Here is a 24,521-nt window from a genome sequence, read left to right on the forward strand (position 1 = left end):
AAGAGATTAATTCAGACCTTTGAATTCAGCTTTACCGCGATAAGCTGCATGAGTCAACTCTTCAATACGAAGTAATTGGTTATATTTTGCAACACGGTCAGAACGGCAAAGTGAACCTGTCTTGATTTGACCGGCAGCAGTACCTACAGCCAAGTCAGCAATCGTAGAGTCTTCAGTTTCACCTGAACGATGTGAAATGACTGTGCTATAGCCATTGGCTTTAGCAAGATAAATTGCATCCAGAGTTTCTGACAGAGTACCAATTTGGTTGTATTTGATTAAGATTGAGTTACCTACTTTCTCATCAATACCGCGTTGTAAGATTTTCGGATTGGTTACGAATAAATCATCACCAACCAATTGGATTTTATCACCAAGGATAGACGTCAAGTAGCTCCAGCCTTCCCAATCAGACTCATCCAAACCATCTTCGATTGAGATAATTGGATATTGCTTTACAAGACCTGCTAAATAATCAGCAAATTGGTTGCTTGTAAATGCTTTATTGCCTTCACCCGCAAGCACATACTGACCATTCTTGTAGAATTCAGAAGATGCACAGTCAAGCGCCAACATGATGTCAGAACCTGCTTTATAGCCCGTTGTTTCAATGGCAGAAAGGATGACTGTAATCGCTTCTTCATTTGAACGCAGGTTTGGTGCAAAACCACCTTCATCGCCCACAGCAGTGTTTAAACCTTGCTTTTTCAAAACAGATTTCAACGCATGGAAAATTTCTGCACCAGCACGTAAAGATTCAGCAAATGAAGTGAAACCTACAGGCTCAATCATGAACTCTTGGATATCAACAGTGTTATCTGCGTGAGCACCGCCATTCAAGATATTCATCATCGGAACAGGCATGCTCAACGTTGTTTGACCACGTAAATCTGCAATGTATTGGAACAATTCTGTTTTTTTCTCAGTTGCAGCAGCACGTGCAGCAGCCAAAGATACAGCCAAAGTTGCATTTGCACCTAATTTTTCTTTATTTTCAGTACCATCAAGCGCAATCATTTTGTCATCAAGCGCTTTTTGTTCAAATACGTTTTGACCTTTTAATAAGTCTTTGATTTGACCATTTACGTTTTGAACTGCAGTGCGAACACCTTTACCTAAGTAACGTGATTTGTCACCGTCACGAAGTTCCAAAGCTTCACGAGAACCAGTTGAAGCACCAGATGGTGCACATGCACGGCCAACAACGCCAGAGTCTAGGATTACGTCTGCTTCGATGGTTGGGTTACCACGAGAGTCCAAAATTTCACGTGCACGAATGTCAACGATTTGGCTCATGAATAATTCCTCAGTTGATTAAAAATAAGATGCTTTTTAAGGGCATCAATGAGTATCTAACTTTTTGAAACCTTTAACTAAGGTATCCAATTCTTTTAATTGTGCTAAGAATGGCTCAAGTTGAGACATCCGCAATGCACAAGGTCCATCACATTTTGCTTTTTCAGGGTCAGGATGTGCTTCCAAGAACAATCCAGCCAATCCTGTTGCCATACCTGCACGCGCTAAAGTAGTAATCTGCGCACGGCGTCCGCCCGCTGAATCTGCTCGACCGCCTGGTGTTTGTAAAGCATGGGTAACATCAAAAAATACTGGAACATTCATTTCTTTCATGGTATCAAAACCAAGCATGTCAACAACCAAGTTGTTGTAGCCAAATGATGTACCGCGCTCACACAGGATGAGCTTATCATTACCTGCTTCTAGACACTTATTCAGGATATGGCTCATTTCACGCGGAGAAAGGAACTGTGCTTTTTTGATATTGATAATGGCTTGTGTTTTTGCCATTGCTTCAACCAAATCAGTCTGACGGCTTAAAAATGCAGGAAGCTGAATGATGTCTGCCACTTCAGCGACAGGTGCAGCCTGGTAAGGTTCATGAACATCCGTAATAATCGGCACATTAAAATGCTTTTTAATGTCGGCTAACCATTCAATTCCCTTTTCCAAACCCGGACCACGAAATGAATGTAAACTTGAGCGATTGGCTTTATCGAAACTGGCTTTAAATACATAGGGGATATTTAAGCGTGTACAAATATCGACATAAGTCTCTGCAATTTCAAAAGCCAAGTCTTTAGACTCAAGTACGTTCATTCCGCCGAATAGTACAAATGGCAAGTGATTTGCCATTTGTATATCGCCTAAACGTACAATTTCTTGTGGTTTTAATTGTGACATTTAAACTTCCTAGTTTGTTTTACACTTACTTACTGTTTTGGTGCTGCTTTTTTGCAGCGTCAATAAAACTAGCAAATAATGGATGCCCATCACGTGGCGAACTTGTAAATTCTGGATGGAATTGTACAGCAATAAACCAAGGATGGTCAGGAATTTCTACTGTTTCAACGAGATGCTGCGCAGTTGAATAACCTGAAATTTTCATGCCCGCTTGTTCAATGGCAGGAATAAAACGATCATTCATTTCATAACGGTGGCGATGGCGCTCGGTAATTTCTGCTTTTGCATAAACTTCACGAGTTTTCGTACCTTCCACTAACTCTGATGTCTGCGCACCCAAACGCATGGTTCCACCAAGATTTGACTCAGTGCTACGATGCTGAATTTCACCTCGCTCATCCAACCATTCCGTAATTAAACCAATCAATGGGAATTTTGTTGAACGATTAAATTCTGTAGATGTCGCTTCTGGCATACCTGCCACATGGCGTGCAAATTCAATCACAGCCAATTGCATACCTAAACAAATACCCAAGAATGGTACTTTGTTTTCACGTGCATATTGAATAGCTTGCATTTTGCCTTCAGTACCACGCTCACCAAAACCACCAGGCACCAAGATTGCATCGGCATCTTTTAAGATTTCAGCAGGGTTCTGGCTTTCCAGTTCTTCTGCATTGATATAATCAATCTGAACTTTAACGCGATTTTGAATACCTGCATGTAAAAGTGCCTCATTGACAGATTTATAAGCATCTGGCAATTCAACATATTTACCCACCATGGCAACACGGATGGTATATTCAGGATTAAGCAAAGCTTCTACAACGTGATCCCAATCAGAAAGATCTGCTTCTGGCAAATTGATATAACCAAAACGTTCACAGATTAAATCATCAACATTTTGCTCATAGAATGTACGTGGGATTTGATAAATCGAACGTGCATCTTTACATACCACAACCGCGCGCGCTTCAACGTTGGTAAACAGTGCAATTTTACGCGTAGTATCCGCATCAACATCATGCTCAGTACGGCAAATCAAAATGTCAGGTTGGATACCAATTGACAATAACTCTTTAACTGAGTGTTGAGTTGGTTTGGTTTTAAGTTCAGCAGCGGACTTGATATAAGGTAATAAAGTCAAATGCATCAACATGGTACGCTTATGACCAAGTTCAACCATTAACTGACGTACAGATTCCATGAATGGGAGAGATTCAATATCACCAACCGTACCACCGATTTCAACGATAGCAACGTCATAACCTTCGCCTGCACGAAGTACACGTTCTTTAATATTATCCGTAATATGAGGAATAACTTGGACTGTACCACCAAGATAATCACCACGACGTTCTTTATTTAAAACATCTTGATATACACGACCAGAAGTAAAGTTATTCAATTTGGTCATTTTGGCACGACGTAAGAAACGTTCGTAATAACCCAAATCTAAATCAGTTTCAGCACCATCTTCTGTGACAAATACTTCACCGTGCTGGAATGGGCTCATCGTCCCAGGATCGACATTAATGTATGGATCCATTTTGACCATGGTTACTTTTAAACCACGGGCTTCTAAAAGTGCAGCAACTGAAGCAGCTGAAATACCTTTACCTAGTGATGATACAACACCACCAGTTACGAATATAAAATGGGTCATCAAGTTTCTCGTACAATGGAGCCTAAATTGGCCTACAATGTTGTGCGATTTTACTTTACCTTGTACCAAGAAAGCAAAGTCAATTCACATCAATTCATAGAACAATAAACAATTGGCTATTCTATCAGCATTTCCAATAAAAAATTAGCACTTGAGAAGATGATTTTTAAATATCATTTTACTGTTATACTAGGTAACATCTCTCTAATCTGTTTTGTTTTGAGTAATTATGAATAAGAAATTTTTAATTTGTGGCGCAATTGCGACAGCACTACTTGTATCTGCTTGTGTAAAAAAAGAAGAGCCGAAAGAGACTGAGCAAGAGAAAGTTGAAACTGCTCAAACAGCAACATCTGAACCAGCTCAGTTCGAAAGCTTGCCAAGTGCTGAACAAAATACTCAACAAGCCGAAATTCCTGCACATGTTGAAGTTGAACGCACTGAAACAGCGAATACAACTACAGAAATTCGCCGTGAACCAACACATGAAGCGCTTGCAACAACACAGGCAACTGAAAATAAACCTGCTGCAACAGAAGCTAAACCAGCAAAAGCAGAAGCAGTAAAAAATGAAACCGTTCAAACAGCACCAAAGACTCAGACTGCACCAAAAGCAAGTGCTGGCACTGCACAATCTGAAGATGATGCAGTTGCAGCTGCAATTGCTGCGGCTACACCTGCACTGAAAAACTAAAACACCACTTTTCTGCACAGAAATAATGTTTTAACCCGAAAAAACCAGTCATTCATGACTGGTTTTTTGATACTTATAATTTTCATAGCAAATATAATATTAAGATATGGTAAAACCACCTAATTATTCATACAAGCAATTTTGATATATCATTGATATCCAATGAACCTTATGCTTTTATGAGATTTTGATGATTCATTTATTTTATCCTTTTGAATCATATATGGTGCTATCGTGAGTTGACATAGATGTCGCCATGTTGAGCGGGGGTATATGAGCATAAACAAAGCACTGCTTTGTTTGCAGTGCAAGAACCCTGTTAAACGAAAGACTCTTGTCACTTTTCATCTCTGAAAAGTGAGTCATCGCCTGCACAAAACGATTTAAACTTTAGATGTAAAGCATGGCATTGCAAGCTTTACATCATCAAACAATATATTGATCGCATTCATTTTAGTGATTAAGAGAAAAGATATTTTACAGTATGGTTTTTTCAACAGATTGACTATACTGAATACTGTTTTAAAAAGTCTGCCATTAAACGTGAAGCCCAAGATTTGGTATTCAAGCCCTCATAGAAACCGCAATGACTGCCCTTTTTGGTTGTCACCACTACCACATTCTCCATATTCTGAATGGTTTCTTTATAGGGTTCCAAGTTTTTAATTGAACACACAGGATCATCTTCTGCATTCAAAATCATCAATGGAATTTTGACATTTTCAAAAACATAGATCGGATTGGTGGCTTTTGAATAACTGTCATAATCTGAAAAACCCGCCATTTCAAAATATTCACTCTGAAACTCTTGTAAGGTTTTTGTTTTCAATACATTTTGTACTGAATGTACTGGTGTCCATGTTTGTGTATAAGGCGTGATAAATGCTTTAAACAGTTTTTTGGTCATCACCTTGGTATAAAAAGGATGTACATTTTCAAACCCAATTTCAGTATCGTATCCCGGACACATTGCAAATGCTGCTTTAAAAGGTGTGTCTAGACCTTGCTCACCCAGATAACGTACCAATAATCCTGTACCCGCTGATGAACCCACTGCATACAAATCACTCAGTGGAAATAAATCCTGTATATACGCCAATTGCTCTTTTAAATCAGATGTTGAACCAAAAATTGACATTAAAGGCACAGGCATAGGTAAACCTGCATGCCCACGGCGTAAACAGAGTGCAATTCGCCAACCTGTATACTCATGTAAATCTTTAACCAATTCACGCATGCTCTCTGGCGTTCCAGTAATGGTATGCATGATGACGATAGTTGGCGTATCTTTAGGCAAATCATAACCATACCATGCAATGGCAGTTATACCACCATCTTGCATGGTGATTTGATCAATTCGATCATATTGCAGCTTAACAGTCTTCTTTTTGATTAAATCAAAATATAAAAGATGCGCATGCGTATTGGTTAGCCACGGTGTTGGACGATACTTATCTTGTAATTGAGGTAGCTTCTCTAAGATTTCAGACATTTTTCCATGCTGGTTAAAATACAGCTTTGGCTGTTCAGCACCTGTCACTTGATCCAACAAACCTTGGGTAATCTCAGTAAACTTATGCAGTACAGACATTTTCCACCTCAACTTTTATTGATGACAATCACATTGAAAATAAGGGAGTCAAGCCCCCTCGATTTATTTATACTATTACGCTTGCGGGATAAATGCAGCCATACGTTGCCCCATTTGAGCAGCCAAAGCCTCCAATCCACTTTTTGGTCGAATCATCACTTCAAAATCTATAATTTTCCCATCCTCATTAAAACGAATCATATCAATCCCTTTTAACCTTTTCTCACCAACATTGGCTGAAAACTCCAAAACGACACTTTGTTCATCGTCTGTATAAAACTCTCGATGATAAGTAAAATTCTCAAAAATCTGGATGACATTGCTTAGAATAAAATAAACAACTTGCTTTCCTTCATAAGGGTGATAAGCCACAGGTGAGCGAAATACCACTTCGTCCGCAAGTAATTCATTTAGTATATTCATATCACCACTTGCAAGCATATGATGCCATTTTTGAATTGCCGATTTGGTTTGTGTAAAACTCATTTTTTCATCCTGAATATAGGGTCTATTGACATTTCATAAATGGCTTGCGTTGTAGGTTAAAACTGAGCAGGTAAGGCATGAAACGAAGAGAATAGCGAGACTATTTTCAAGTTTCATAACGTAGCCTGAGAAAATTTTAGCCACAACCCTGAGCAAGAACAAAACACTGCTTTGTTTGCAGCGCAAGGCGCAGCGGGGGACTAGTGTGTTTTCTGTCGCTTCTTCGTTACCTTACGAAACGATTTTCTCATCATTTAGAATGACTAAATTTCGTATTTCGTGCCTAGAATCATCAAAAAAAAAACACTTAGTCGCAAACATGGACGAATGATCAACAGCCCCTAATCCTCTCTTGAAAATTTTCAGAGACCACTGAACCAAGAAAGGATTTTGACTAAGTTTTTAAGTTGGATTAAATCACTGCAGCTAATTCTGCACCTTGGCGAATGGCACGTTTCGCATCCAATTCGCCAGCTTCTTTGGCACCACCAATTAAGTGTACTGACTTTCCATCTGCCTGAAGTTGTTCAAACATTGCTGTAAATGGCTCTTGACCTGCACAGATCACTACATGATCGACATCTAAAACCATAACTTTATCACCGACAGTAATATGTAAGCCTTGATCATCAATCTTGTCATAGCTCGCACCAGGGATCATATTGACATGACGGTGTTTTAAACCTGTACGATGAATCCATCCTGTTGTTTTTCCTAAACCTGCACCAACAGAATTGGTTTTACGTTGCAGCAAATAAATTTCACGAGGCGACTGTTCAACTTCTGGCTGCTTTAAACCACCCACATGTGCATAAGATGTATCTATTCCCCATTCATCATAGAATTTCTGAGGATTTAAACTACCACTTTCACCTTCATGTGAAAGATATTCAGCAGTATCAAAGCCAATACCACCTGCGCCGATGATTGCAACTTTCTTCCCAACAGGTTTACGATCACGTAAAACCTCGATATAGGACAATACTTTGGGATGATCAATGCCTTGAATATTTAAATGACGTGGTGTCACCCCTGTAGCCACAACAATCTCATCAAATTTTGCAGCACTTAACCCCTCATAGGTCGCAGTATGGTTGAGTACCAGTTTAATGTTGGGCTGTAATTCAATCTTACGTTTGAAGTAACGTAGAGTTTCGTAAAACTCTTCTTTGCCGGGAATGGTTTTGGCAATGTTGAACTGACCACCAATCTGATTGGACGATTCAAAAACTGTAACTTTATGTCCACGATCTGCTGCATAGGTTGCAAAGCTTAAACCCGCAGGTCCAGCACCAATCACGGCAATATTTTTAACAGCATCGGATTGCTTAAAAATCAGTTCGGTTTCATAACATGCACGCGGATTGACCAGACAAGTGGCAATTTTCATTGAGAAAATATGATCTAGGCATGCCTGATTACATCCAATACAGGTATTGATTTCATCTGCTCGCCCTTGTTCTGCTTTTTGCACAAAATGAGAATCTGCCAGCATTGGACGCGCCATAGAAATCATATCTGCATCCCCTTGAGCCAACACATGCTCTGCCATTTCTGGGGTATTGATACGGTTCGATGTGATTAAAGGGATTTTAACTGAACCTTTTAATTTTTTGGTCACCCAAGTAAACGCTGCGCGAGGTACTTTGGTTGCAATGGTCGGAATACGGGCTTCATGCCAACCGATTCCTGTATTGATAATGGTTGCACCTGCTTTTTCGATTTCTTTCGCCAACTGAATGACTTCTTCAAGCGTTGATCCACCTTCAACCAAATCCAACATAGACAAGCGATAAATAATGATAAAGTTTTCACCCACTTCTTGGCGGGTTCTCTTTACGATCTCGATCGGAAAACGGATACGGTTTTCATAACTGCCACCCCATTCATCATCACGATGATTGGTTCTGGCGGCGATAAATTCGTTGATCAGATAACCTTCTGATCCCATAATTTCTACACCGTCATAGCCAGCACTCTGTGACAATCTGGCACAATTGGCAAAGTCTGCAATGGTTTGATGAACTTCTGCTGAGGTAAGTGCATGTGGCTTGGTTGGATTAATTGGGGCTTGAATCGCAGAAGGTGCAACGTTTTCAGGCTGATAGGAATAACGTCCAGTATGTAAAATTTGCAGTGCAATTTTACCCCCAGCATCATGAACTGCTTGGGTAATCACTTTATGTTTTTCTGCTTCTTCTAAATGATCTAACTTTGAACCGCCAAAAAAAGTTACACCATGATCATTGGGTGAAATACCACCTGTAACAATCAGTCCTACACCACCTGCAGCACGTTCTGCATAGAATGCAGCCATGCGCTCATATCCACCTTGAACTTCTTCCAGTCCAACGTGCATAGAACCCATCAACACTCTATTTTTTAATGTAGTAAAGCCTAAATCTAAAGGCGCAAGTAGATGCGGATAATTAGACATGTAAACTCCTTGGCGTGCATTCGCTAGCTATCAATCTGATGAAAAAGTCTAATATTTTTTAATGCAACAAGTTGCATAGTTTGGGTATTTATAATCGAGATTTGATTTTTATGCAACATGTTGCATAATGACTTTATATTCATTTTATTGATCTCATATTACACAATGTCATTAGCCCATGTTTTATTGACCAGTCTGATTGAAAAACCAAGCACAGGTTTTGAGTTGGCTCGACGCTTTGACCGATCGATGGGATTCTTTTGGAATGCGACCCATCAGCAAATTTACCGTGAACTCAACGGCATGCAAAAAAAAGGCTGGATTTCGACTTTAGAAGACCAAGCAGATCAAGGTCGTAAAAAAACCTATCAGGTTGAACAACTTGGCCGTGTCGAGTTGGCCGACTGGATGATCAAGCAAGGGCAACCTGCTCAACTGCGTGAAGAGCTGATGGTACGTTTACGTGCTGAAGCACAATTTGGTGGAAATACTGTTTTACCTGAATTAGAGCGTCATTTAAAATTGCATCAAGAAAACCTAAAACTCTATCTTCAAATCTTTTCCAAAGATTTTGGACACACAGAGGTACTTGATCGTACTTTATATATCCATAAAATGATTTTACAATTGGGAATAGACTTGGAAACGGGCTGGATCAACTGGCTCAATGAAGTAATTCCACAACTAAAAGCCTTTGAGAATAAAGACAATCCGTAGGAATATGCATGCCACACTATACAATGCCTGATGGCGAAAAATTATTTGTTCGTGAAATTGGTCAAGGCGAACCTGTGCTTGTTTTGTCAGGTTTAGGCATGCATAGCTGGCAATGGCTCCCTTTCCTATTACCCAACATCAAACAATATAAATTTTATATCCCCGACTGGCGTGGTTTTGGTGGCTCAAGAACGTGTAATATTCCACAGGATATTGACGCGATATCCAATCACTGGCGTGACCTTGACAGTTTAATTGCGCAACTGAATTTAAATGATTTTATTCTCATGGGGTATTCTATGGGTGCAACCACTGCAATGCATGGTATGCAGTATGGGAATTTGGCTGGCAAATTAAAAGCCTATTTGCATATCGATCAAACCCCTAAAATTTCAACAGACGAAACTTGGGAATTTGGTTTATTTGGCAAAAAATATTTTAAAATAAAGCGATTACTCAAAGATTTTTCAGACTTTTTACATCAGTATTCTGACTATCGTTTTGTCGATGAATTGCCACTTGAACCTCGAACAGAACTGATGCAAATTTGGCTGAACTTCATTAAGATTCAAGGCAGTAACAAATTAAGTCCATTTATGTTTAATTTAGCCTTAAAACATCCGCAACTGCAAAAACACCTCTTGCCAATCCGTCGTATGGACTATTTAACTTGGTATATCGATAATTATCTCCATCATAATGAAGATTATCGTGATGCCATTGCTCAATTGGCTTGCCCAACCACCTTTTTCATTGGTGAAAAGTCCTCACTTTATCCAGCTGAAGGACAAAGGCAAATTTCCAATCGCTTAGCCAATGCGAAGAATATTATTTTTAAACGTTCTGGACATACCCCACTCATCACAGAACCAGTCAAGTTTAGTCAAGAAATTCGTTCTTTTTTAAAACAGTCTGCCTAAGCGATATTTACAAAAAAACCTCGTTTAATTCACTTTAAACGAGGTTTTTAAAACCCCTTTTTAAAATCTTGCTTTAAAAATTATACATTGCCACTGCATTAAATCGATTATCTTCCCCTGTATCTTGCCCATTTGCACCCGCTGCAAAAGCTTGACGCTCACCATAGACATATTCCAATCCAAAACTTAATGGTTTTTTCGGACTGTAAAATACATTTGCCCAAGCCTGCCACAAATGCTTATTGGCTTTCGTTGGATCGCTCAAGTACTGAATATATTTCTGATTTTCATCCGCTTTCATATAACCATATCCCAAGGTTGAGCGCCATTGCGGATTAAACTGCTGAGTCACACCCAGAGTGATAGAATCAAATTCATTCAATGCCATGATTTTTTTGTTGGCATCCACAGAAAATCCGGCATTGGTCCATGACACTAAACTAGAATCTCCTTTTACATGATAATAATCAGCTTTTAATGTGGTCTTTGTACTCAGTTCATATTTTGTTCCGATACCCACACCCCACGCCAATTCATCATCTGTCGCAGTACGCTTTTGACTCATCATTGCCCTTAAACTCAAGGTACCTGCACGATCTGCAAAGCTATGATTCAAACGTGTGGAAAATACAGGCAAACGCATACTCGTTAGTGCATCTTTTGAATCTTCCACAGCACTGACCCATTGTGTTTCCGCATTAAATTTATGCGTATAACGGACTTGTGCATCACGCTTTACTGCCCCGCCCACGTACCCCAAAGCATCAATCGTTTCAGGCATATAATCTGGAACTGCGAAATTTGACCAAGTTTGACCAACCAACCATGAACCATAATTGAAATAAGCATGACGGATCCTCAATGAATCATTTGCTCCCAAGAAATCAACTTCTATTTTTGCATTTATATCCTGATCCGCGGTTTTAAAATCTAGACCTATGCGTGTTGCTGCCAGGGTTGATTTTAGTACATCACTGCTCTCGTTGTTGCCTTTCAATGGTACGGTATTGATTTGATTATAAAGTCGATCAGCACCTCCACCTTCTGCCTGATATAACAAATCTGCACGGACATTACCATATAGGTTGACATCAGCGCCAGCTTTAGAACGCATTATTAACGGTGAGGTTGAGGAATTTGCGACTGGCAGTTGAATGGTCTGTGGCTGATTTTGTATCAGTTGAACAGCTTGATTTTGCTGTTTCTGATGCTGCTCAATCATTTCACGCAACTGTTTGACTTCACTCCTTAATTGTTCAACTTCAGAAAGTGAACTTGCATGAGTCATACCTAGACTAGATAAGCCAATTGAAACCAAAATAATGTTGTAATTCATTTTTTTCATTGTAGAAAGCATCCTATTCTCTACGATTGATTATTTTAAACCAGCCTTAATCTCCATGATTCAGGCTGAGAAAAAGATTAGTTTGTTGTATTTCCAACAATATTTTGTTGCGTTGAGGCTGAAGAAAGCACTGGATTTTTTTCTACAGAAGCCTTTAGGTTAACGAGAAAGATTGCCAATGCAGCGATTACGCCCGGAATTGCAATCACCAGAAAATTCATTTGATGAGGAAGTTCAAACGTGAGCAATGCACCCGTGAGGACTGGACCTACAATTGCACCGATACGTCCAATACCAGACGCCCATCCCATCCCCGTTGAACGTACAGCGGCAGGATAAAATTGAGCAACAAAGGTATAAAGTAGGATTTGCGAACCGATTGTTGCTGCACCTGCAATTGCAATCAGGGTATAAAGCACGGCCTGTGGACTTTTAAAACCAAGTAAAATGAGTGCCATAGCACCAACAGCAAACATGATGGTTAATACAGGTTTAATGTGAAATTTATCTGCCAATGCACCTCCGCCAATCGCACCGACCATCCCGCCAATATTCAATGCAAATAAGAAAATCATACTTGCACCTAAAGAATAACCTGCCTGAATCATCAGCTTTGGTAACCAGCTCCCCAGTGCATAAACCATCAATAGACACATGAAAAATGCAGCCCAAAACATGAGGGTGCTAAAAGTACGACCTTGTTGAAATAAAGCACGTAACGGCGCTTCATCTCCAGCAGTGACTTCATTCAACACAAACTGAGTGGATGCTGTTAAATCTTGTTGTGGTGCTATTTTTTGTACAATTTCACGGACTTGGTCAGTTTTTTCTTGTTGAGTCAAATACATCAAAGATTCAGGTAAAAATTTCCAGATCAAAGGCAGTGCTAAAAAAGGAATAATGGCGATGTAAAACATAATTTTCCAGCCATAATCCACTACCAACCACGCACCTAATAATGCTGAAGCCATGCCTCCAATGGCATATCCACTAAACATCACTGCAACCAAAGTACTGCGAATACGTTTAGGTGCATATTCAGTCATCAGGGCCACCACATTTGGCATCACACCACCGATTCCAAGACCTGCTAGAAAACGTAAACTTCCAAATTCAACAGGTGTGCTTGCAAAAGCACCCAAGAAAGTAAAGCCACTGAAAATTGCCACACAAATCATAATGGTTTTTTTACGACCTAGTTTGTCCGATAAAGTCCCGAAACTCATTGCACCAAACATCATGCCAAATAGTGCTGTACTGGCAAGCATTCCAGCTTGAACAGCAGTGAGCCCCCACTCCTGCATCAGCAACGGTAAAGCTACGCCATAAATGACTAAATCATAACCGTCAAAAATAATGATAGATAAACACCATAATAAAACCCCCCAATGAAATGGGGTAAATTTTGCCTCGTCCACAATCTGATTGATATTTAATTGCATATTCAGCCTCCTGCTGAGAAACGTCATCTAAGTTTTCTCAGACAATGGAGTAAGCGCTATTTTTTGTCCAAAACCGATTGAATATATATCCATACCTAAAAAGTCGGTTTAATATTTTTGTTTGAATAAACAATAGATTAAAAAGTATGATTAAAATAATACAGCCTTATATTTTTGATCATTTATTTTTTTATTTTAACTTTTAATTGGCTATTTTTAGATTTTCAAAGCAAATCAAACGACTTATTCTGATTTTTCAATACATTACTTTTCACGTAATATAGCAACAATAATGGATATCATAATTAAAAGAATTAAATATCCTTAATCATTGGCATTAATATTTTGGACAATGCATGTAATTAAAATAATATAAAGAAAGAAACCCAAGTGTCAGTCTGCATTATGAACTTTTAAATGAAGTATCTGATCTCATGCTTGTTTCATTGCAATAAATCTACATCCTTAATTTTAGTCCATAATGCCAACCATTTATGATGGGTTACCGCCTCTAATATATTGTGCTAAAACTTGCACGATCATATTGAAAACCTTCCAAATCATAAACCTGATAAATACAATCAAACAAAGATCGAATATCCTCGCTTTCATCCATACAACGAATTGCCATAAAGATAGGACTTTTTGCAGAACTGTCCAACATGGGGATATAGATTAAATTCGGTAATTGAATGGTTTTTGCACTTTCAGGCACAACACACATACCTTCACCTGCTGCAACCAAGCCCAAGGCTAATTGAATTTCCCGAACCTCTTTTAAATTTTTAGGATCTAAACCATGTTCAGAGAACAGATGACGGACCTGTGTAGAAAAGTTGGGCTTCGGATGGCTTGGGTAGAGGAATAAATTCTCGTCTTCTATATCCGCAAAATAGGTCCCTTTTGAATCAGCCAAAGGGTGACTGATATGAACAGCCAGCATTAAGGGTTCTTCTCGTAATAAAACTCGTCGAACAGCGGGATCAGAAATCCTTAAACGCCCAAATCCAACATCGATACGCCCCTCTTTTAAAGCTTGAATTTGATCTTTGGTACTCATTTCAACCAATTCAATTTTGAGATGGGGTTGTTGTTGTCGAAACATATAAACAATTTTGGGCAGTAAACCGTACAATAGTGAGCCGACAAAACCCATGGTGACTGTTTTTTCAATCAAACCAATCCGTTTGGTCATCGACTTTACTTCTTCAGCATTAGACAAAAGTTTAACGGCGTGTTGATAAAAAAATTGCCCCGCTTCTGTAGTTTTTAATGGACGACTTCCTCGTTCAAAAAGTGAGATACCCAATTCACTTTCAAGGTTTTGAATCTGTCTGCTCAACGGGGGCTGAGCAATATAAAGCTTTTCAGCCGCTTTGGTAAAACTCTGTTCTTCTACAACAGCAACAAAATAGCGTAAATGCCTGAGTTCCATCTCAAACTCCATACCTTTAAGATATAAAAAAATGCAAATTTGATCTTAGACAGCGATCATTCATTCTTTTAAGGTATATCAAAAGCAAGATGTAAAGCAATACTGAAAATTTAAGTGATTCAAAGCCAACCCAAGAATGACATTCTGTTAGCCAAATGAATTTACAAACCAGTCTAAGCTAGAAATCTTGTTGCCAAGAACATGGAAAGTGGCCAGCAAAGTTGCGAGCAAATTTATTCAGCATGCGATGCCAAACCACTCATACTTAAGGAGCTTAGTATGAATCGTCAAGAAATCGATGCCTTAGTCAAGCAAATGAATATCGATACAGCAACAGGGAATGTTAATCCTCGTATTCAACAAATTGTGGTTCGCCTAGTCGCTGATCTTTTTCAAGCCATCGATGATCTCGATATTTCCCAGACTGAACTCTGGAAAGGACTGGAATATTTTACCGATGCAGGTCAAGCTAATGAACTGGGGCTCTTGGCCGCAGGTTTAGGAGTTGAGCATTTTTTAGATCTGCGTGCTGATGAAGCCGATGTCAAAGCAGGGATTACAGGTGGAACACCACGTACTATCGAAGGTCCACTTTATGTTTCTGGCGCACCAGAATCAGTCGGTTTTGCCCGTATGGATGATGGTTCTGAAGTTGATCTGATTGATACCCTGTTGATTGAAGGGACTGTTACAGATCTCCAAGGCAATCTCATCCCCAATGCCAAAGTTGAGATTTGGCATGCCAATCGCCTAGGCGCATATTCCTTTTTCGACAAATCGCAAGCTGATTTTAATTTACGCCGCACCATTTTGACCGATGTAAATGGAAAATATGTCGCTCAAACCACGATGCCTGTGGGTTATGGATGCCCACCTCAAGGGACAACTCAAGCTCTTTTAAATCAATTGGGGCGTCATGGCAATCGTCCTTCGCATGTACATTATTTTGTTTCAGCACCAGGTTATCGAAAACTGACCACCCAATTCAATATTGAAGGTGATCAATACCTTTGGGATGACTTTGCTTTTGCTACACGTGAAGGTCTGGTCGCAGTTGCCATAGACGTCACCGATGAAGTTGAAATTGCCCGTTATGGTTTGAACAAAGCCTTTAAAAAGATTGAATTCAATATTCAACTGATCCAGACACAAGTTCAAACCCCATCGACAGAAGTCGATCGTCGACGTGCTCACGCTTAAACATACGCATTGAACCGAAAAAAATTCATTTCGATATTTCGGTTCCGCAATCTTATTTGGAAATCCGGAGAAACAACATGCCACGTATTCCAGTGATAAACACCAGCCATCTTGATCGTATTGATGAACTTTTGGTCGATAACTTTGAAACAGGTGAATTTAAACTTCATCGCTCAGTATTTACAGATCAAAGTCTATTTGATCTTGAAATGAAATATATTTTTGAAGGTAATTGGGTGTATTTGGCACATGAAAGTCAAATCCCCAACAATAATGATTATTACACCACGCATATTGGTCGCCAGCCGATCATCATTGCACGTAATCGCAATGGTGAATTAAATGCAATGATCAATGCATGTTCCCATCGTGGCGCACAGTTATGCCGTCATAAACGTGGCAATAAGGCGACTTATACCTGTCCTTTTCACGGTTGGACATTTAATAACTCAGGTAAATTACTCAAAGTTAAAGATCCAAGCGAAGCAGGTTATTCAGATTGCTTTAACCAAGAAGGGTCTCATGATCTCAAAAAAGTTACGCGTTTTGAAAGTTATAAAGGTTTTCTTTTCGGAAGCTTAAATCCTGATGTACCTAGTCTGGTTTCATTCCTTGGTGAAACCACCAAAATCATTGACATGATTGTAGACCAGTCTGATCAAGGTTTAGAGGTTTTACGTGGCGCATCGACTTATACCTACGATGGAAACTGGAAACTTACCGCTGAAAATGGTGCTGATGGCTATCATGTTTCGGCTGTACATTGGAACTACGCTGCAACCACCCAACAACGAAAAGAAAAACAACAGGAAAATGATAATGTTCGTGCCATGAGCGCAGGCGCCTGGGGTAAACAAGGTGGCGGCTCTTATGGGTTTGAGCATGGTCACATGCTGTTATGGACCCAATGGGCAAATCCTGAAGATCGTCCGAACTATCCAAAAGCCGCAGAATATACTGAAAAATTCGGCGCACCCATGTCGAAGTGGATGATCGAACGCTCTCGTAATTTATGTCTATATCCGAATGTTTATTTTATGGATCAATTCGGATCACAAATACGTGTACTTCGCCCGATTTCAGTCAATAAAACTGAAGTCACGATTTACTGTATTGCACCTATAGGTGAAGCACCAGAGGCACGTGCACGCCGTATCCGCCAATATGAAGATTTCTTTAATGCATCGGGTATGGCGACTCCTGACGACCTCGAAGAGTTCCGTGCCTGCCAAGCGGGTTATGCGGGTATTGAACTGGAATGGAATGATATGTGCCGCGGTTCAAAGCATTGGATCCAAGGTCCAGACGATGCTGCCAATGAAATCGGTTTAAAGCCAAAACTCAGTGGCATTAAAACAGAAGATGAAGGTTTATACCTTGCACAGCATCAATACTGGTTAGAGGTCATGAAACATGCCATCCAATCAGAAAAACAATTGGCTCAACAGGAAACGAGCATGCAAGGAGAAATCGCATGAATGCAACAGCACATATTGAACAAGTGTCTTTAGAAAATATTGCTCAATTTCTCTATCGTGAAGCTCGCTTCTTAGATGATGAAGAATGGGATCAATGGTTGGCATGTTATGCACCCACTGCGTCTTTTTGGATGCCTGCTTGGGATGATGATGATCGTCTTACAGAAGACCCGCAAGCAGAAATTTCATTGATCTACTATCCAGATCGCCAAGGATTGGAAGATCGCATCTTCCGTATAAAAACCGAACGTTCTTCAGCAACGATGCCTGATACACGTACCAGTCACAATATCAATAATATTGAAGTGGTTGCGACTGATGGGCTTAAAGTCACGGTTCGTTTTAATTGGAACACTTTAAGTTTCCGCTATAAAACCAGTTATAGCTACTTTGGAATGTCACGCTACGAAATCGACTTTTCAGGTCCTCAACCCCAGATTTTAAATAAATATGTGGTGTTGAAAAATGACTACATCAATCAAGTGATTGATATCTATCACCTCTAATTGTGCAGACACCATAAGCTGATCTTTGCTCTAGCTCAAACATCGTTGGGCTAAGTGCGATCCAATGTTTAAAGATTTTTATAGGACCACCAGCCATGTCAAACCATAATGTTGCACTTCAATTTGAAGATGGCGTAACTCGTTTTATCTCAGTTGCACAAGGTGAAACTTTATCTGATGCAGCCTACCGTCAAAAAATTAATATTCCATTAGACTGCCGTGATGGCGCTTGTGGAACCTGTCGAGCTTTTTGTGAATCAGGTACATTCGATATGCCTGAAGAAAACTATATTGAAGATGCGTTAACAGCAGAAGAAGCAGAACAAGGTTATATTTTAGCTTGCCAATGCAGACCCAATTCAGATGCTGTTTTTCAAATTCAAGCCTCATCTGAGGTATGTAAAACCGAAATTCATGCCTTTCAAGGTACGCTGTCACGTGTAGAAAACCTCTCTGATTCAACCATCACATTTGATATTCAATTGGATGAGGGACAGCCTGATATTCATTTCCTCGCAGGACAGTATGTCAATGTTGCTATTCCGGGAACCAGTGAAACACGCTCCTACTCGTTTAGTTCCAAACCAGGACATCGTTTAACAGGCTTTGTGGTTCGCAATGTTCCCAATGGAAAAATGAGTGATTTTTTAAGTGCCAATGCTAAAGCAGGTGACAAAATGACATTTACAGGTCCATTTGGAAGTTTTTACCTTAGAAATGTTGTTCGCCCTGTTCTTATGCTCGCAGGCGGTACGGGTATTGCGCCGTTTATGTCCATGTTACAGGTGCTTGAAGAAAAAGGCTCAACACAACCGGTTCGTTTGGTTTTCGGTGTCACCAATGACTTTGATCTTGTGGCATTAGACAAGCTCAATGAACTCCAAAATAAGTTACCGTGGTTTGAATTTCGAACAGTCGTTGCCCATCCAGAATCGACACATGAACGTAAAGGTTATGTGACGGGTCATATTGAAAATGACTGGTTAAATCAAGGTGATGTCGATGTTTATCTCTGTGGTCCCGTACCTATGGTGGAAGCCGTTCGTACATGGTTAAATCAAGAAGGGATTCAACCTGCAAATTTCTTATTTGAAAAATTCTCAGCCAATTAATTTGGTCTGATTTTGGAGCTGAGAACATGTTAAACAGACAAAGATTTGAAAATAAAGTGGTGATTGTTACAGGTGCCGCTCAAGGTATTGGCCGTGGCGTTGCCTTACAAATGGCTGTCGAAGGTGCGCAAGTAGTCATGGCAGATCGTTCTGCATATGTAGACGAGGTCTTGCTTGAAATCATACAGCTTGGTGGTAAAGGCGTCACCATTCATGCAGATTTAGAAACTTTTGTAGGTGCTGAATCCGTCGTCAGCAAAGCGATTACATGCTACGGGCGAGTCGATATTTTGGTCAATAATGTCGGTGGCGCGATCTGGATGAAACCATTTCAGGAATTTTCTGAAGCGGAAATTATCAAAGAAGTGAATCGTTCATTGTTCCCGACGTTATGGTGTTGTCGTGCAGTTTTACCTGAGATGATTAAAAACCAACAAGGCACGATCGTCAATGTTTCTTCGATCGCAACTTGTGGTATTCACCGTGTACCCTATTCTGCATCCAAAGGTGGCGTCAATGGTTTAACGACTGGACTCGCCTTTGAACATGCAAAAGATGGAATACGCGTCAATGCTGTGGCGACAGGGGGAACAGAAGCGCCACCACGTAAAGTACCACGCAATAGCACAGCATTGACTGAAAATGAACAACAATGGATGCAGGATGTTGTTGATCAAACCATAGATCGTACTTTTATGGGACGTTATGGCACGATCCAAGAACAGGTCAATGCCATTTTATTTTTGGCATCAGATGAATCTTCATATATGACAGGTACGATTGTTCCTGTCGGTGGTGGTGATCAGGGATAAACTGATCGCCCATTTTATGCAACAGGAACATTGAATTCATCGCATGGAGGCTTTGCCCAATGGCAACCCTGTTAAAAACACTTAAGCAAGATTGGTCTATTTCCGCAACAGTCGCTGGGTTCTTAGCTGTACTGATCTCTTATGCGGGGCCCATGATTATCTTTTTTCAAGCTGCTCAACAAGCCAACGTTTCTTCTTCCATGATGGCATCATGGATTTGGGGTAGTTCGATTGGCGCAGCAATTGCGGGTATTATTTTATCCATCAAGTTTAAAACCCCAATTATTACAGCATGGTCTGCGCCCGGAACAGCATTGCTTGTGGCATTGTTCCCACATATTTCTTTAAATGAAGTCGTCGCTGCTTATATCACATCAGCAGTGATTATTTTTATAATTGGTATCACTGGGTCATTTGATAAACTTTTAAAATGGATTCCTCAAGGACTGGCTGCCGGTATGATGGCTGGCATTCTTTTTCAGTTTGGTCTGGGACTTTTTAAAGCCACGGATCACATGCCTTACCTTGTCTTTGGTATGCTGATCTGTTTTTTATTGGCAAAACGGTTTTCTCCCCGTTATGCCATTATCTGGGTACTGATTGCAGGTGTCGTACTGAGTTTCAGTCTAGGGCAAATCCAACCTGTTGCAATGGATTTTGCTCTTGCGATTCCACATATGATTTACCCTGAATGGACATGGTCTTCTACACTAAACCTTGCGATTCCACTCACCATTGTCAGCTTAACCGGGCAATTTTTACCTGGTATGGCTATTTTAAAACTCAGTGGTTATCAAACTCCTGCCAAACCTATTTTAACTGTCGCAAGTATCACCTCGATTGCAGTTGCGTTTACAGGAGGAATCACCATTGTACTTGCTGCAATTACTGCCGCACTGTGCACAGGTAAAGATGCTCATGAGCGTAAAGAAAAACGCTATATTGCAGGTATCGCCAATGGTATTTTTTATATTCTGGGCGGTTTATTTGCAGGTAGCCTCGTCATGCTCTTTAGTATTTTACCTAAAGAACTGATTGCAGCACTTGCGGGTTTGGCATTGTTAGGGGCAATTGCAACCAATATGAGTGTTGCTATGAAAGATGATTCTCAGCGAGATGCCGCCTTAATTACATTTCTTGCCACGGTTTCTGGAATGCACTTTTTAGGGTTTAGTTCGGTTTTTTGGGGTATTTGTATTGGAATGATCAGTCATTTGTTATTAACCCCAAAGCAGTCAAAAGTTCAGAATCCAACGCCAGTTCACGACTCTACACCGAGTCAGTAAAGTAAAAACTCATTTATCCTTGTTATAAAACCTCATTGATTAAATGGGGTTTTATTATATTTTTCCAACAGCAGAACATTAGTTTAAATCCAATATAATAATTTAACACTTATTTAAAGTAACTTTATTAAATAATCTAAAATATTTAATAAAATCATTTTTTAAAATTTTCAAATTATCATTATCATCAATAAATTCCATATAATTTGGCTTATCTGATTTTTTTACACCCTCCTCATTTAAGAATATGTAACTATAATTTAGACTATATCCTGATAAAAACTTAGAACCATTAAAGTATAAAATATCCTCACTCCCATACCCACCAGAATCGCCATCAATCCTTGAAACAATCACACATTGATTCTTGTTAACTTTATAAATAGTTACTTTATTATCTAATATAGGACCTCCATTTTCAATCTCATAGTCAGCAATAAAACTTTGTAACATTTTATATCTATTACCAATCTCGTAACCAGTATATTTAATATCAGTTTTTGCTTGTACATTACAAACGCTAAATATAAAAATAGTTGCAATTAAAAATCTCATCAAACACCCTCCACTAAAATATATTACTTTTACTAATTTCTTCACCAGTAAGTAAATTCTCTTTTGCTTTGACATTTGTAGTTATAAAAAACACTATGACTATGCAAATTCTTAGAATCATAATAAAATAGATAAAAAACCACTTAGCTTAAGACTTAATTAATAGGTATTAATGATTTAGAGTTGAGTAAAAATTATTTATAAAAGAATTATATTAATTAGAACACTCACTTAAAGTATTTTTACCAATATCATTTATATACTTACTAAATTCTTTTTCCAACTCAATCAGTGAGTTTCCAATTTCAGGGTTTTCATAATTTACCTCATTTAACTTAATAGAACCCTCACCATTTAAAAATCTATAGTTGTAATTCACATAGTATCCATATAAAACTTCTGAGTTATAAAAATATAAAATGGTTTCTGTACCATATACTCCAGAATCACCATCAATTTTTGAAACAAGAACACATTGTTTTTTATTTATTTTATAGATACTTACATCACTATCAAAGACAGGGCCGCCATTTTCCAATTCATATTCCATAGTAAATTCCTGTAATTTTTTAAATCTACTATCAATTTCACTACTTACATATTTATGGAGAAAATTATTTTTAACAAGACAACCAGTAGATAATAATGTTATAGATATTAGTATAAAAAAAATCCTCATATGTATTCCTAATTTTAAAATTTTAGTTTTTTATAATTGCTTACACCAAGTTGTAAAAGTTGCGGTTTTAAATCACGCCATGTTTTACCATTAGGATGTAATTCTAATTGTAATTTAACATCTTCCAAAATGGGAATATGTCAACGGAAAAATTTTTAATTAATTAGAACACTTTCTTAAAGTAACTTCATCCATTTTCTTTAAATATCCTTGAAATTTTTTCTCAAGTATAGATTTAACGTCTTTATTTGGAAAAGGTTCTTCATAATTAACTCGCTTCGGGTCATTAGTCTTTACATTATTATCTTTAATATTTGATATTATAAATGGTCTCAAAGTAGCTGATAGCAATTCCTTGTTTTTAAATAAAATTAAATCTTCACTCCCTCCATAACCTGAATCCCCATAAGTTCTACCTAAAATTACACATTTTTTATTATTAATTTTATAAACATTTACATATGTTTCTGTTATTGCTCCATCTAATTCTTCGTTCTCAAAACTATAAATAAAACTCTCAATGTTTTTATATTTATACTTTAAATCCTGTCCTGTTAAATTTTTCGAAAATAGATTTGTACTATTAGAACCTGCTAAAATTGCCAGCAAACAAATAGAAAACATGTATTTTTTTTTCATAATGATACCTAAAAAGTTAGTTCCTTATAGTTTTTTACGCCAATTTTTAAAAGTTGAGGTTTCAAAACTCTCCATGTTTTCCCATTTGGAATTAATTGAAAATGCGGACGATCTATTTTACTTTTCCATCGACCACCCCAGACTAAACCTAAAGATTCTCCAATAGGTCCTAAAGCGTTATGATCAATGCTTGAAATCTTTTCAGCGTTACTTCCAATTTTTTTATTATATGCAACTATTTCGCCATCTCTTACCGACCAAATATCTATAGCTAAGCCATATTGATGATAGCTTTGTAAAGCTTTTGCATTTGTATTTGCACTTGGTAGCGCATCTTGTGCAGACGGGCTTCTATATCCATCTGTGATTGTCCAACATATAGCTAATTGTTGATAGCCTGTATTGATTAATTTCACTACATATGGCTGATATACTGGATGAAGTTCAGCAATTCGAGCTAATGCCCTTTTGTAATGCTTTTCTCCACCACATGCTTCAGGCAACAAACCATTTGCATTAACGGACTCAGGCGACTCCACTGTCGCCACAGGCGTTGACTCCTTATTTTTTGACGCGTCTTGTTTTACTTTTGGAGTTACAGGCTTTTTCTCCTCTGTTTTCTTCATTGTAGCTGATTTTACTTGACGGTCATAAACTCTTAACTTTTGATTAGGACTCAATTGATCACGACTTAGACCACTTAGTCTTTTAATTTCATCAACTGTATTTCCTGTGAGTTTGGCGATCAAAGCTAAAGTATCAGTTTGCTGAACAACAATAATCTTCGTTTTTTCTTGCTGACTTGGCTTTGCTTCTTGTGGTTTTGGTTTATTTTCTGGAGAAAACGTTAGATTTGTTTGTTTAACGGGAAGCTTTAATACTTGCCCGGGATGAATATCAGTATCACTTTTTAGACTGTTCATCCTGATTAATTCAGCTGTTGTGGTATTATTATCCACTGCTATTCGAGATAAATAATCCCCCTCTGCAACGACATATGTTGATCTTATATACGCCCCAGTAGCGACATCTTTTGCAGAAAGATTTAAACCTTTCAACAGTACTTTTGGGCTACGTATAATAAAAGTAGTTTTTTCTCCAATTAACTGTATTTTTACTTTTGACTCATATTTTCCTGAAGTTATATTTCTTACTCGAATATCTATGATTGTACCTATTGGACGTTTGATCCACACTGATTCACCGTTTGTAGTAGTGACAAAGTCTGATATAAGCAATGTGCCCACCCAAAGTTGATGAACTAAACCATTAATAGGTTGATCTAAGGCATCTAAAAACCGAATATTTGCTAAACAATCCAT

At 38.7% G+C, this 24,521-nt stretch carries 22 protein-coding genes; 9 read left to right on the forward strand and 13 right to left on the reverse strand.

All coding sequences use genetic code 11. From position 1 onward, the window contains the following. Positions 1-6 precede the first annotated feature (6 nt). Genes eno through OSH00_RS06325 form a run of 3 tightly spaced genes read right to left on the reverse strand, consistent with a single transcriptional unit; the run spans position 7 to position 3,865 of the window. Complete coding sequence (eno, locus tag OSH00_RS06315; protein WP_266129716.1) at positions 7-1,296, reverse strand: phosphopyruvate hydratase; 1,290 nt, start codon at positions 1,294-1,296, stop codon at positions 7-9. Positions 1,297-1,341: 45 nt separating this feature from the next. After that, on the reverse strand, positions 1,342-2,199 hold the full coding sequence (kdsA, locus tag OSH00_RS06320) for a 3-deoxy-8-phosphooctulonate synthase (protein WP_004830563.1): 858 nt from the start codon (positions 2,197-2,199) through the stop codon (positions 1,342-1,344). 25 nt (positions 2,200-2,224) lie between these two features. Continuing rightward, positions 2,225-3,865 (reverse strand): CTP synthase, encoded by a 1,641-nt coding sequence (locus OSH00_RS06325; RefSeq protein WP_266129717.1) that lies wholly within the window; start codon positions 3,863-3,865, stop codon positions 2,225-2,227. A 229-nt stretch (positions 3,866-4,094) separates the two neighbouring features. On the opposite strand from OSH00_RS06325, the gene OSH00_RS06330 reads away from it, so the two are divergent. Beyond that, a complete protein-coding gene (locus tag OSH00_RS06330) occupies positions 4,095-4,559 on the forward strand; it encodes an internalin (protein WP_266129718.1) in 465 nt (154 codons plus the stop codon). Between the two features lie 505 nt (positions 4,560-5,064). Here OSH00_RS06330 and OSH00_RS06335 read toward each other — a convergent pair. The 3 genes from OSH00_RS06335 to OSH00_RS06345 form a co-directional block, all read right to left on the reverse strand. Further along, positions 5,065-6,150 (reverse strand): YheT family hydrolase, encoded by a 1,086-nt coding sequence (locus OSH00_RS06335; protein WP_266129719.1) that lies wholly within the window; start codon positions 6,148-6,150, stop codon positions 5,065-5,067. A 75-nt stretch (positions 6,151-6,225) separates the two neighbouring features. Next, a complete protein-coding gene (locus OSH00_RS06340; protein ID WP_266129720.1) occupies positions 6,226-6,636 on the reverse strand; it encodes a nuclear transport factor 2 family protein in 411 nt (136 codons plus the stop codon). Positions 6,637-7,048: 412 nt separating this feature from the next. Next, positions 7,049-9,073 carry an NADPH-dependent 2,4-dienoyl-CoA reductase gene (locus OSH00_RS06345; protein ID WP_266129721.1) on the reverse strand — a complete coding sequence of 675 codons (2,025 nt, stop codon included), beginning with the start codon at positions 9,071-9,073 and terminating at the stop codon, positions 7,049-7,051. A gap of 165 nt (positions 9,074-9,238) precedes the next feature. On the opposite strand from OSH00_RS06345, the gene OSH00_RS06350 reads away from it, so the two are divergent. Continuing rightward, positions 9,239-9,790, forward strand: coding sequence for a PadR family transcriptional regulator (locus OSH00_RS06350; RefSeq protein ID WP_266129722.1), 552 nt, complete (start codon positions 9,239-9,241; stop codon positions 9,788-9,790). Positions 9,791-9,798: 8 nt separating this feature from the next. Then, complete coding sequence (locus tag OSH00_RS06355; RefSeq protein WP_266129723.1) at positions 9,799-10,710, forward strand: alpha/beta fold hydrolase; 912 nt, start codon at positions 9,799-9,801, stop codon at positions 10,708-10,710. Positions 10,711-10,783: 73 nt separating this feature from the next. On the opposite strand, the gene OSH00_RS06360 is transcribed toward OSH00_RS06355, so the two are convergent. The 3 genes from OSH00_RS06360 to OSH00_RS06370 all read right to left on the reverse strand — a co-directional run bounded on the left by OSH00_RS06360 (position 10,784) and on the right by OSH00_RS06370 (position 14,932). Continuing rightward, on the reverse strand, positions 10,784-12,055 hold the full coding sequence (locus OSH00_RS06360) for a DcaP family trimeric outer membrane transporter (protein WP_266129724.1): 1,272 nt from the start codon (positions 12,053-12,055) through the stop codon (positions 10,784-10,786). Positions 12,056-12,132: 77 nt separating this feature from the next. Beyond that, positions 12,133-13,497 carry an MFS transporter gene (locus OSH00_RS06365; protein WP_266129725.1) on the reverse strand — a complete coding sequence of 455 codons (1,365 nt, stop codon included), beginning with the start codon at positions 13,495-13,497 and terminating at the stop codon, positions 12,133-12,135. A 511-nt stretch (positions 13,498-14,008) separates the two neighbouring features. Further along, entirely contained in the window at positions 14,009-14,932 is a 924-nt protein-coding gene (locus tag OSH00_RS06370; RefSeq protein ID WP_196076378.1) for a LysR family transcriptional regulator, read from the reverse strand. Between the two features lie 279 nt (positions 14,933-15,211). Here OSH00_RS06370 and catA point away from each other — a divergent pair, with 279 nt between their 5' ends. The 6 genes from catA (at position 15,212) to benE (ending at position 21,326) form a co-directional block, all read left to right on the forward strand. Further along, the gene (gene catA, locus OSH00_RS06375) at positions 15,212-16,132 is read left to right on the forward strand and encodes a catechol 1,2-dioxygenase (RefSeq protein WP_266129726.1); all 921 of its coding nucleotides are present in this window, start codon (positions 15,212-15,214) and stop codon (positions 16,130-16,132) included. Between the two features lie 77 nt (positions 16,133-16,209). Continuing rightward, positions 16,210-17,610, forward strand: a complete 1,401-nt coding sequence (benA, locus tag OSH00_RS06380) for a benzoate 1,2-dioxygenase large subunit (protein ID WP_266129727.1) — start codon at positions 16,210-16,212, stop codon at positions 17,608-17,610. After that, positions 17,607-18,116, forward strand: a complete 510-nt coding sequence (gene benB / locus OSH00_RS06385) for a benzoate 1,2-dioxygenase small subunit (RefSeq protein ID WP_196076381.1) — start codon at positions 17,607-17,609, stop codon at positions 18,114-18,116. Before benA ends, benB begins: the two co-directional genes overlap by 4 nt. Positions 18,117-18,211: 95 nt before the next feature. Continuing rightward, positions 18,212-19,228 (forward strand): benzoate 1,2-dioxygenase electron transfer component BenC, encoded by a 1,017-nt coding sequence (benC, locus tag OSH00_RS06390; RefSeq protein WP_266129728.1) that lies wholly within the window; start codon positions 18,212-18,214, stop codon positions 19,226-19,228. 26 nt (positions 19,229-19,254) lie between these two features. Then, the gene (gene benD, locus OSH00_RS06395) at positions 19,255-20,040 is read left to right on the forward strand and encodes a benzoate diol dehydrogenase BenD (RefSeq protein WP_266129729.1); all 786 of its coding nucleotides are present in this window, start codon (positions 19,255-19,257) and stop codon (positions 20,038-20,040) included. 59 nt (positions 20,041-20,099) lie between these two features. Then, positions 20,100-21,326, forward strand: a complete 1,227-nt coding sequence (gene benE / locus OSH00_RS06400; protein WP_266129730.1) for a benzoate/H(+) symporter BenE — start codon at positions 20,100-20,102, stop codon at positions 21,324-21,326. Between the two features lie 102 nt (positions 21,327-21,428). Here benE and OSH00_RS06405 read toward each other — a convergent pair whose 3' ends face one another. From OSH00_RS06405 to OSH00_RS06420, 4 genes are all read right to left on the reverse strand, one after another. Beyond that, on the reverse strand, positions 21,429-21,881 hold the full coding sequence (locus OSH00_RS06405; RefSeq protein ID WP_266129731.1) for a hypothetical protein: 453 nt from the start codon (positions 21,879-21,881) through the stop codon (positions 21,429-21,431). Between the two features lie 214 nt (positions 21,882-22,095). After that, a complete protein-coding gene (locus tag OSH00_RS06410; RefSeq protein WP_266129732.1) occupies positions 22,096-22,431 on the reverse strand; it encodes a hypothetical protein in 336 nt (111 codons plus the stop codon). Between the two features lie 288 nt (positions 22,432-22,719). After that, entirely contained in the window at positions 22,720-23,199 is a 480-nt protein-coding gene (locus OSH00_RS06415; protein WP_266129733.1) for a hypothetical protein, read from the reverse strand. An 8-nt stretch (positions 23,200-23,207) separates the two neighbouring features. Beyond that, entirely contained in the window at positions 23,208-24,521 is a 1,314-nt protein-coding gene (locus OSH00_RS06420) for a LysM peptidoglycan-binding domain-containing protein (protein ID WP_266129734.1), read from the reverse strand.

The sequence above is a fragment of the Acinetobacter nematophilus genome, assembly GCF_026344175.1.
GTDB classification, from domain to species: Bacteria; Pseudomonadota; Gammaproteobacteria; order Pseudomonadales; family Moraxellaceae; genus Acinetobacter; species Acinetobacter nematophilus.

Bases quoted from the DNA above. Each gene is read 5' to 3' on its own strand.
- OSH00_RS06370 (WP_196076378.1), bottom strand. From the start codon at position 14,932: ATGGAACTCAGGCATTTACGCTATTTTGTTGCTGTTGTAGAAGAACAG.
- OSH00_RS06415 (WP_266129733.1), bottom strand. From the start codon at position 23,199: ATGAAAAAAAAATACATGTTTTCTATTTGTTTGCTGGCAATTTTAGCA.
- OSH00_RS06365 (WP_266129725.1), bottom strand. From the start codon at position 13,497: ATGCAATTAAATATCAATCAGATTGTGGACGAGGCAAAATTTACCCCA.
- OSH00_RS06360 (WP_266129724.1), bottom strand. From the start codon at position 12,055: ATGAAAAAAATGAATTACAACATTATTTTGGTTTCAATTGGCTTATCT.
- OSH00_RS06330 (WP_266129718.1), top strand. From the start codon at position 4,095: ATGAATAAGAAATTTTTAATTTGTGGCGCAATTGCGACAGCACTACTT.
- OSH00_RS06325 (WP_266129717.1), bottom strand. From the start codon at position 3,865: ATGACCCATTTTATATTCGTAACTGGTGGTGTTGTATCATCACTAGGT.
- OSH00_RS06335 (WP_266129719.1), bottom strand. From the start codon at position 6,150: ATGTCTGTACTGCATAAGTTTACTGAGATTACCCAAGGTTTGTTGGAT.
- OSH00_RS06350 (WP_266129722.1), top strand. From the start codon at position 9,239: ATGTCATTAGCCCATGTTTTATTGACCAGTCTGATTGAAAAACCAAGC.
- OSH00_RS06420 (WP_266129734.1), bottom strand. From the start codon at position 24,521: ATGGATTGTTTAGCAAATATTCGGTTTTTAGATGCCTTAGATCAACCT.
- benD (WP_266129729.1), top strand. From the start codon at position 19,255: ATGTTAAACAGACAAAGATTTGAAAATAAAGTGGTGATTGTTACAGGT.
- kdsA (WP_004830563.1), bottom strand. From the start codon at position 2,199: ATGTCACAATTAAAACCACAAGAAATTGTACGTTTAGGCGATATACAA.
- OSH00_RS06355 (WP_266129723.1), top strand. From the start codon at position 9,799: ATGCCACACTATACAATGCCTGATGGCGAAAAATTATTTGTTCGTGAA.
- OSH00_RS06405 (WP_266129731.1), bottom strand. From the start codon at position 21,881: ATGAGATTTTTAATTGCAACTATTTTTATATTTAGCGTTTGTAATGTA.
- OSH00_RS06345 (WP_266129721.1), bottom strand. From the start codon at position 9,073: ATGTCTAATTATCCGCATCTACTTGCGCCTTTAGATTTAGGCTTTACT.
- benC (WP_266129728.1), top strand. From the start codon at position 18,212: ATGTCAAACCATAATGTTGCACTTCAATTTGAAGATGGCGTAACTCGT.
- benA (WP_266129727.1), top strand. From the start codon at position 16,210: ATGCCACGTATTCCAGTGATAAACACCAGCCATCTTGATCGTATTGAT.
- OSH00_RS06410 (WP_266129732.1), bottom strand. From the start codon at position 22,431: ATGGAATATGAATTGGAAAATGGCGGCCCTGTCTTTGATAGTGATGTA.
- benB (WP_196076381.1), top strand. From the start codon at position 17,607: ATGAATGCAACAGCACATATTGAACAAGTGTCTTTAGAAAATATTGCT.
- eno (WP_266129716.1), bottom strand. From the start codon at position 1,296: ATGAGCCAAATCGTTGACATTCGTGCACGTGAAATTTTGGACTCTCGT.
- OSH00_RS06340 (WP_266129720.1), bottom strand. From the start codon at position 6,636: ATGAGTTTTACACAAACCAAATCGGCAATTCAAAAATGGCATCATATG.
- benE (WP_266129730.1), top strand. From the start codon at position 20,100: ATGGCAACCCTGTTAAAAACACTTAAGCAAGATTGGTCTATTTCCGCA.
- catA (WP_266129726.1), top strand. From the start codon at position 15,212: ATGAATCGTCAAGAAATCGATGCCTTAGTCAAGCAAATGAATATCGAT.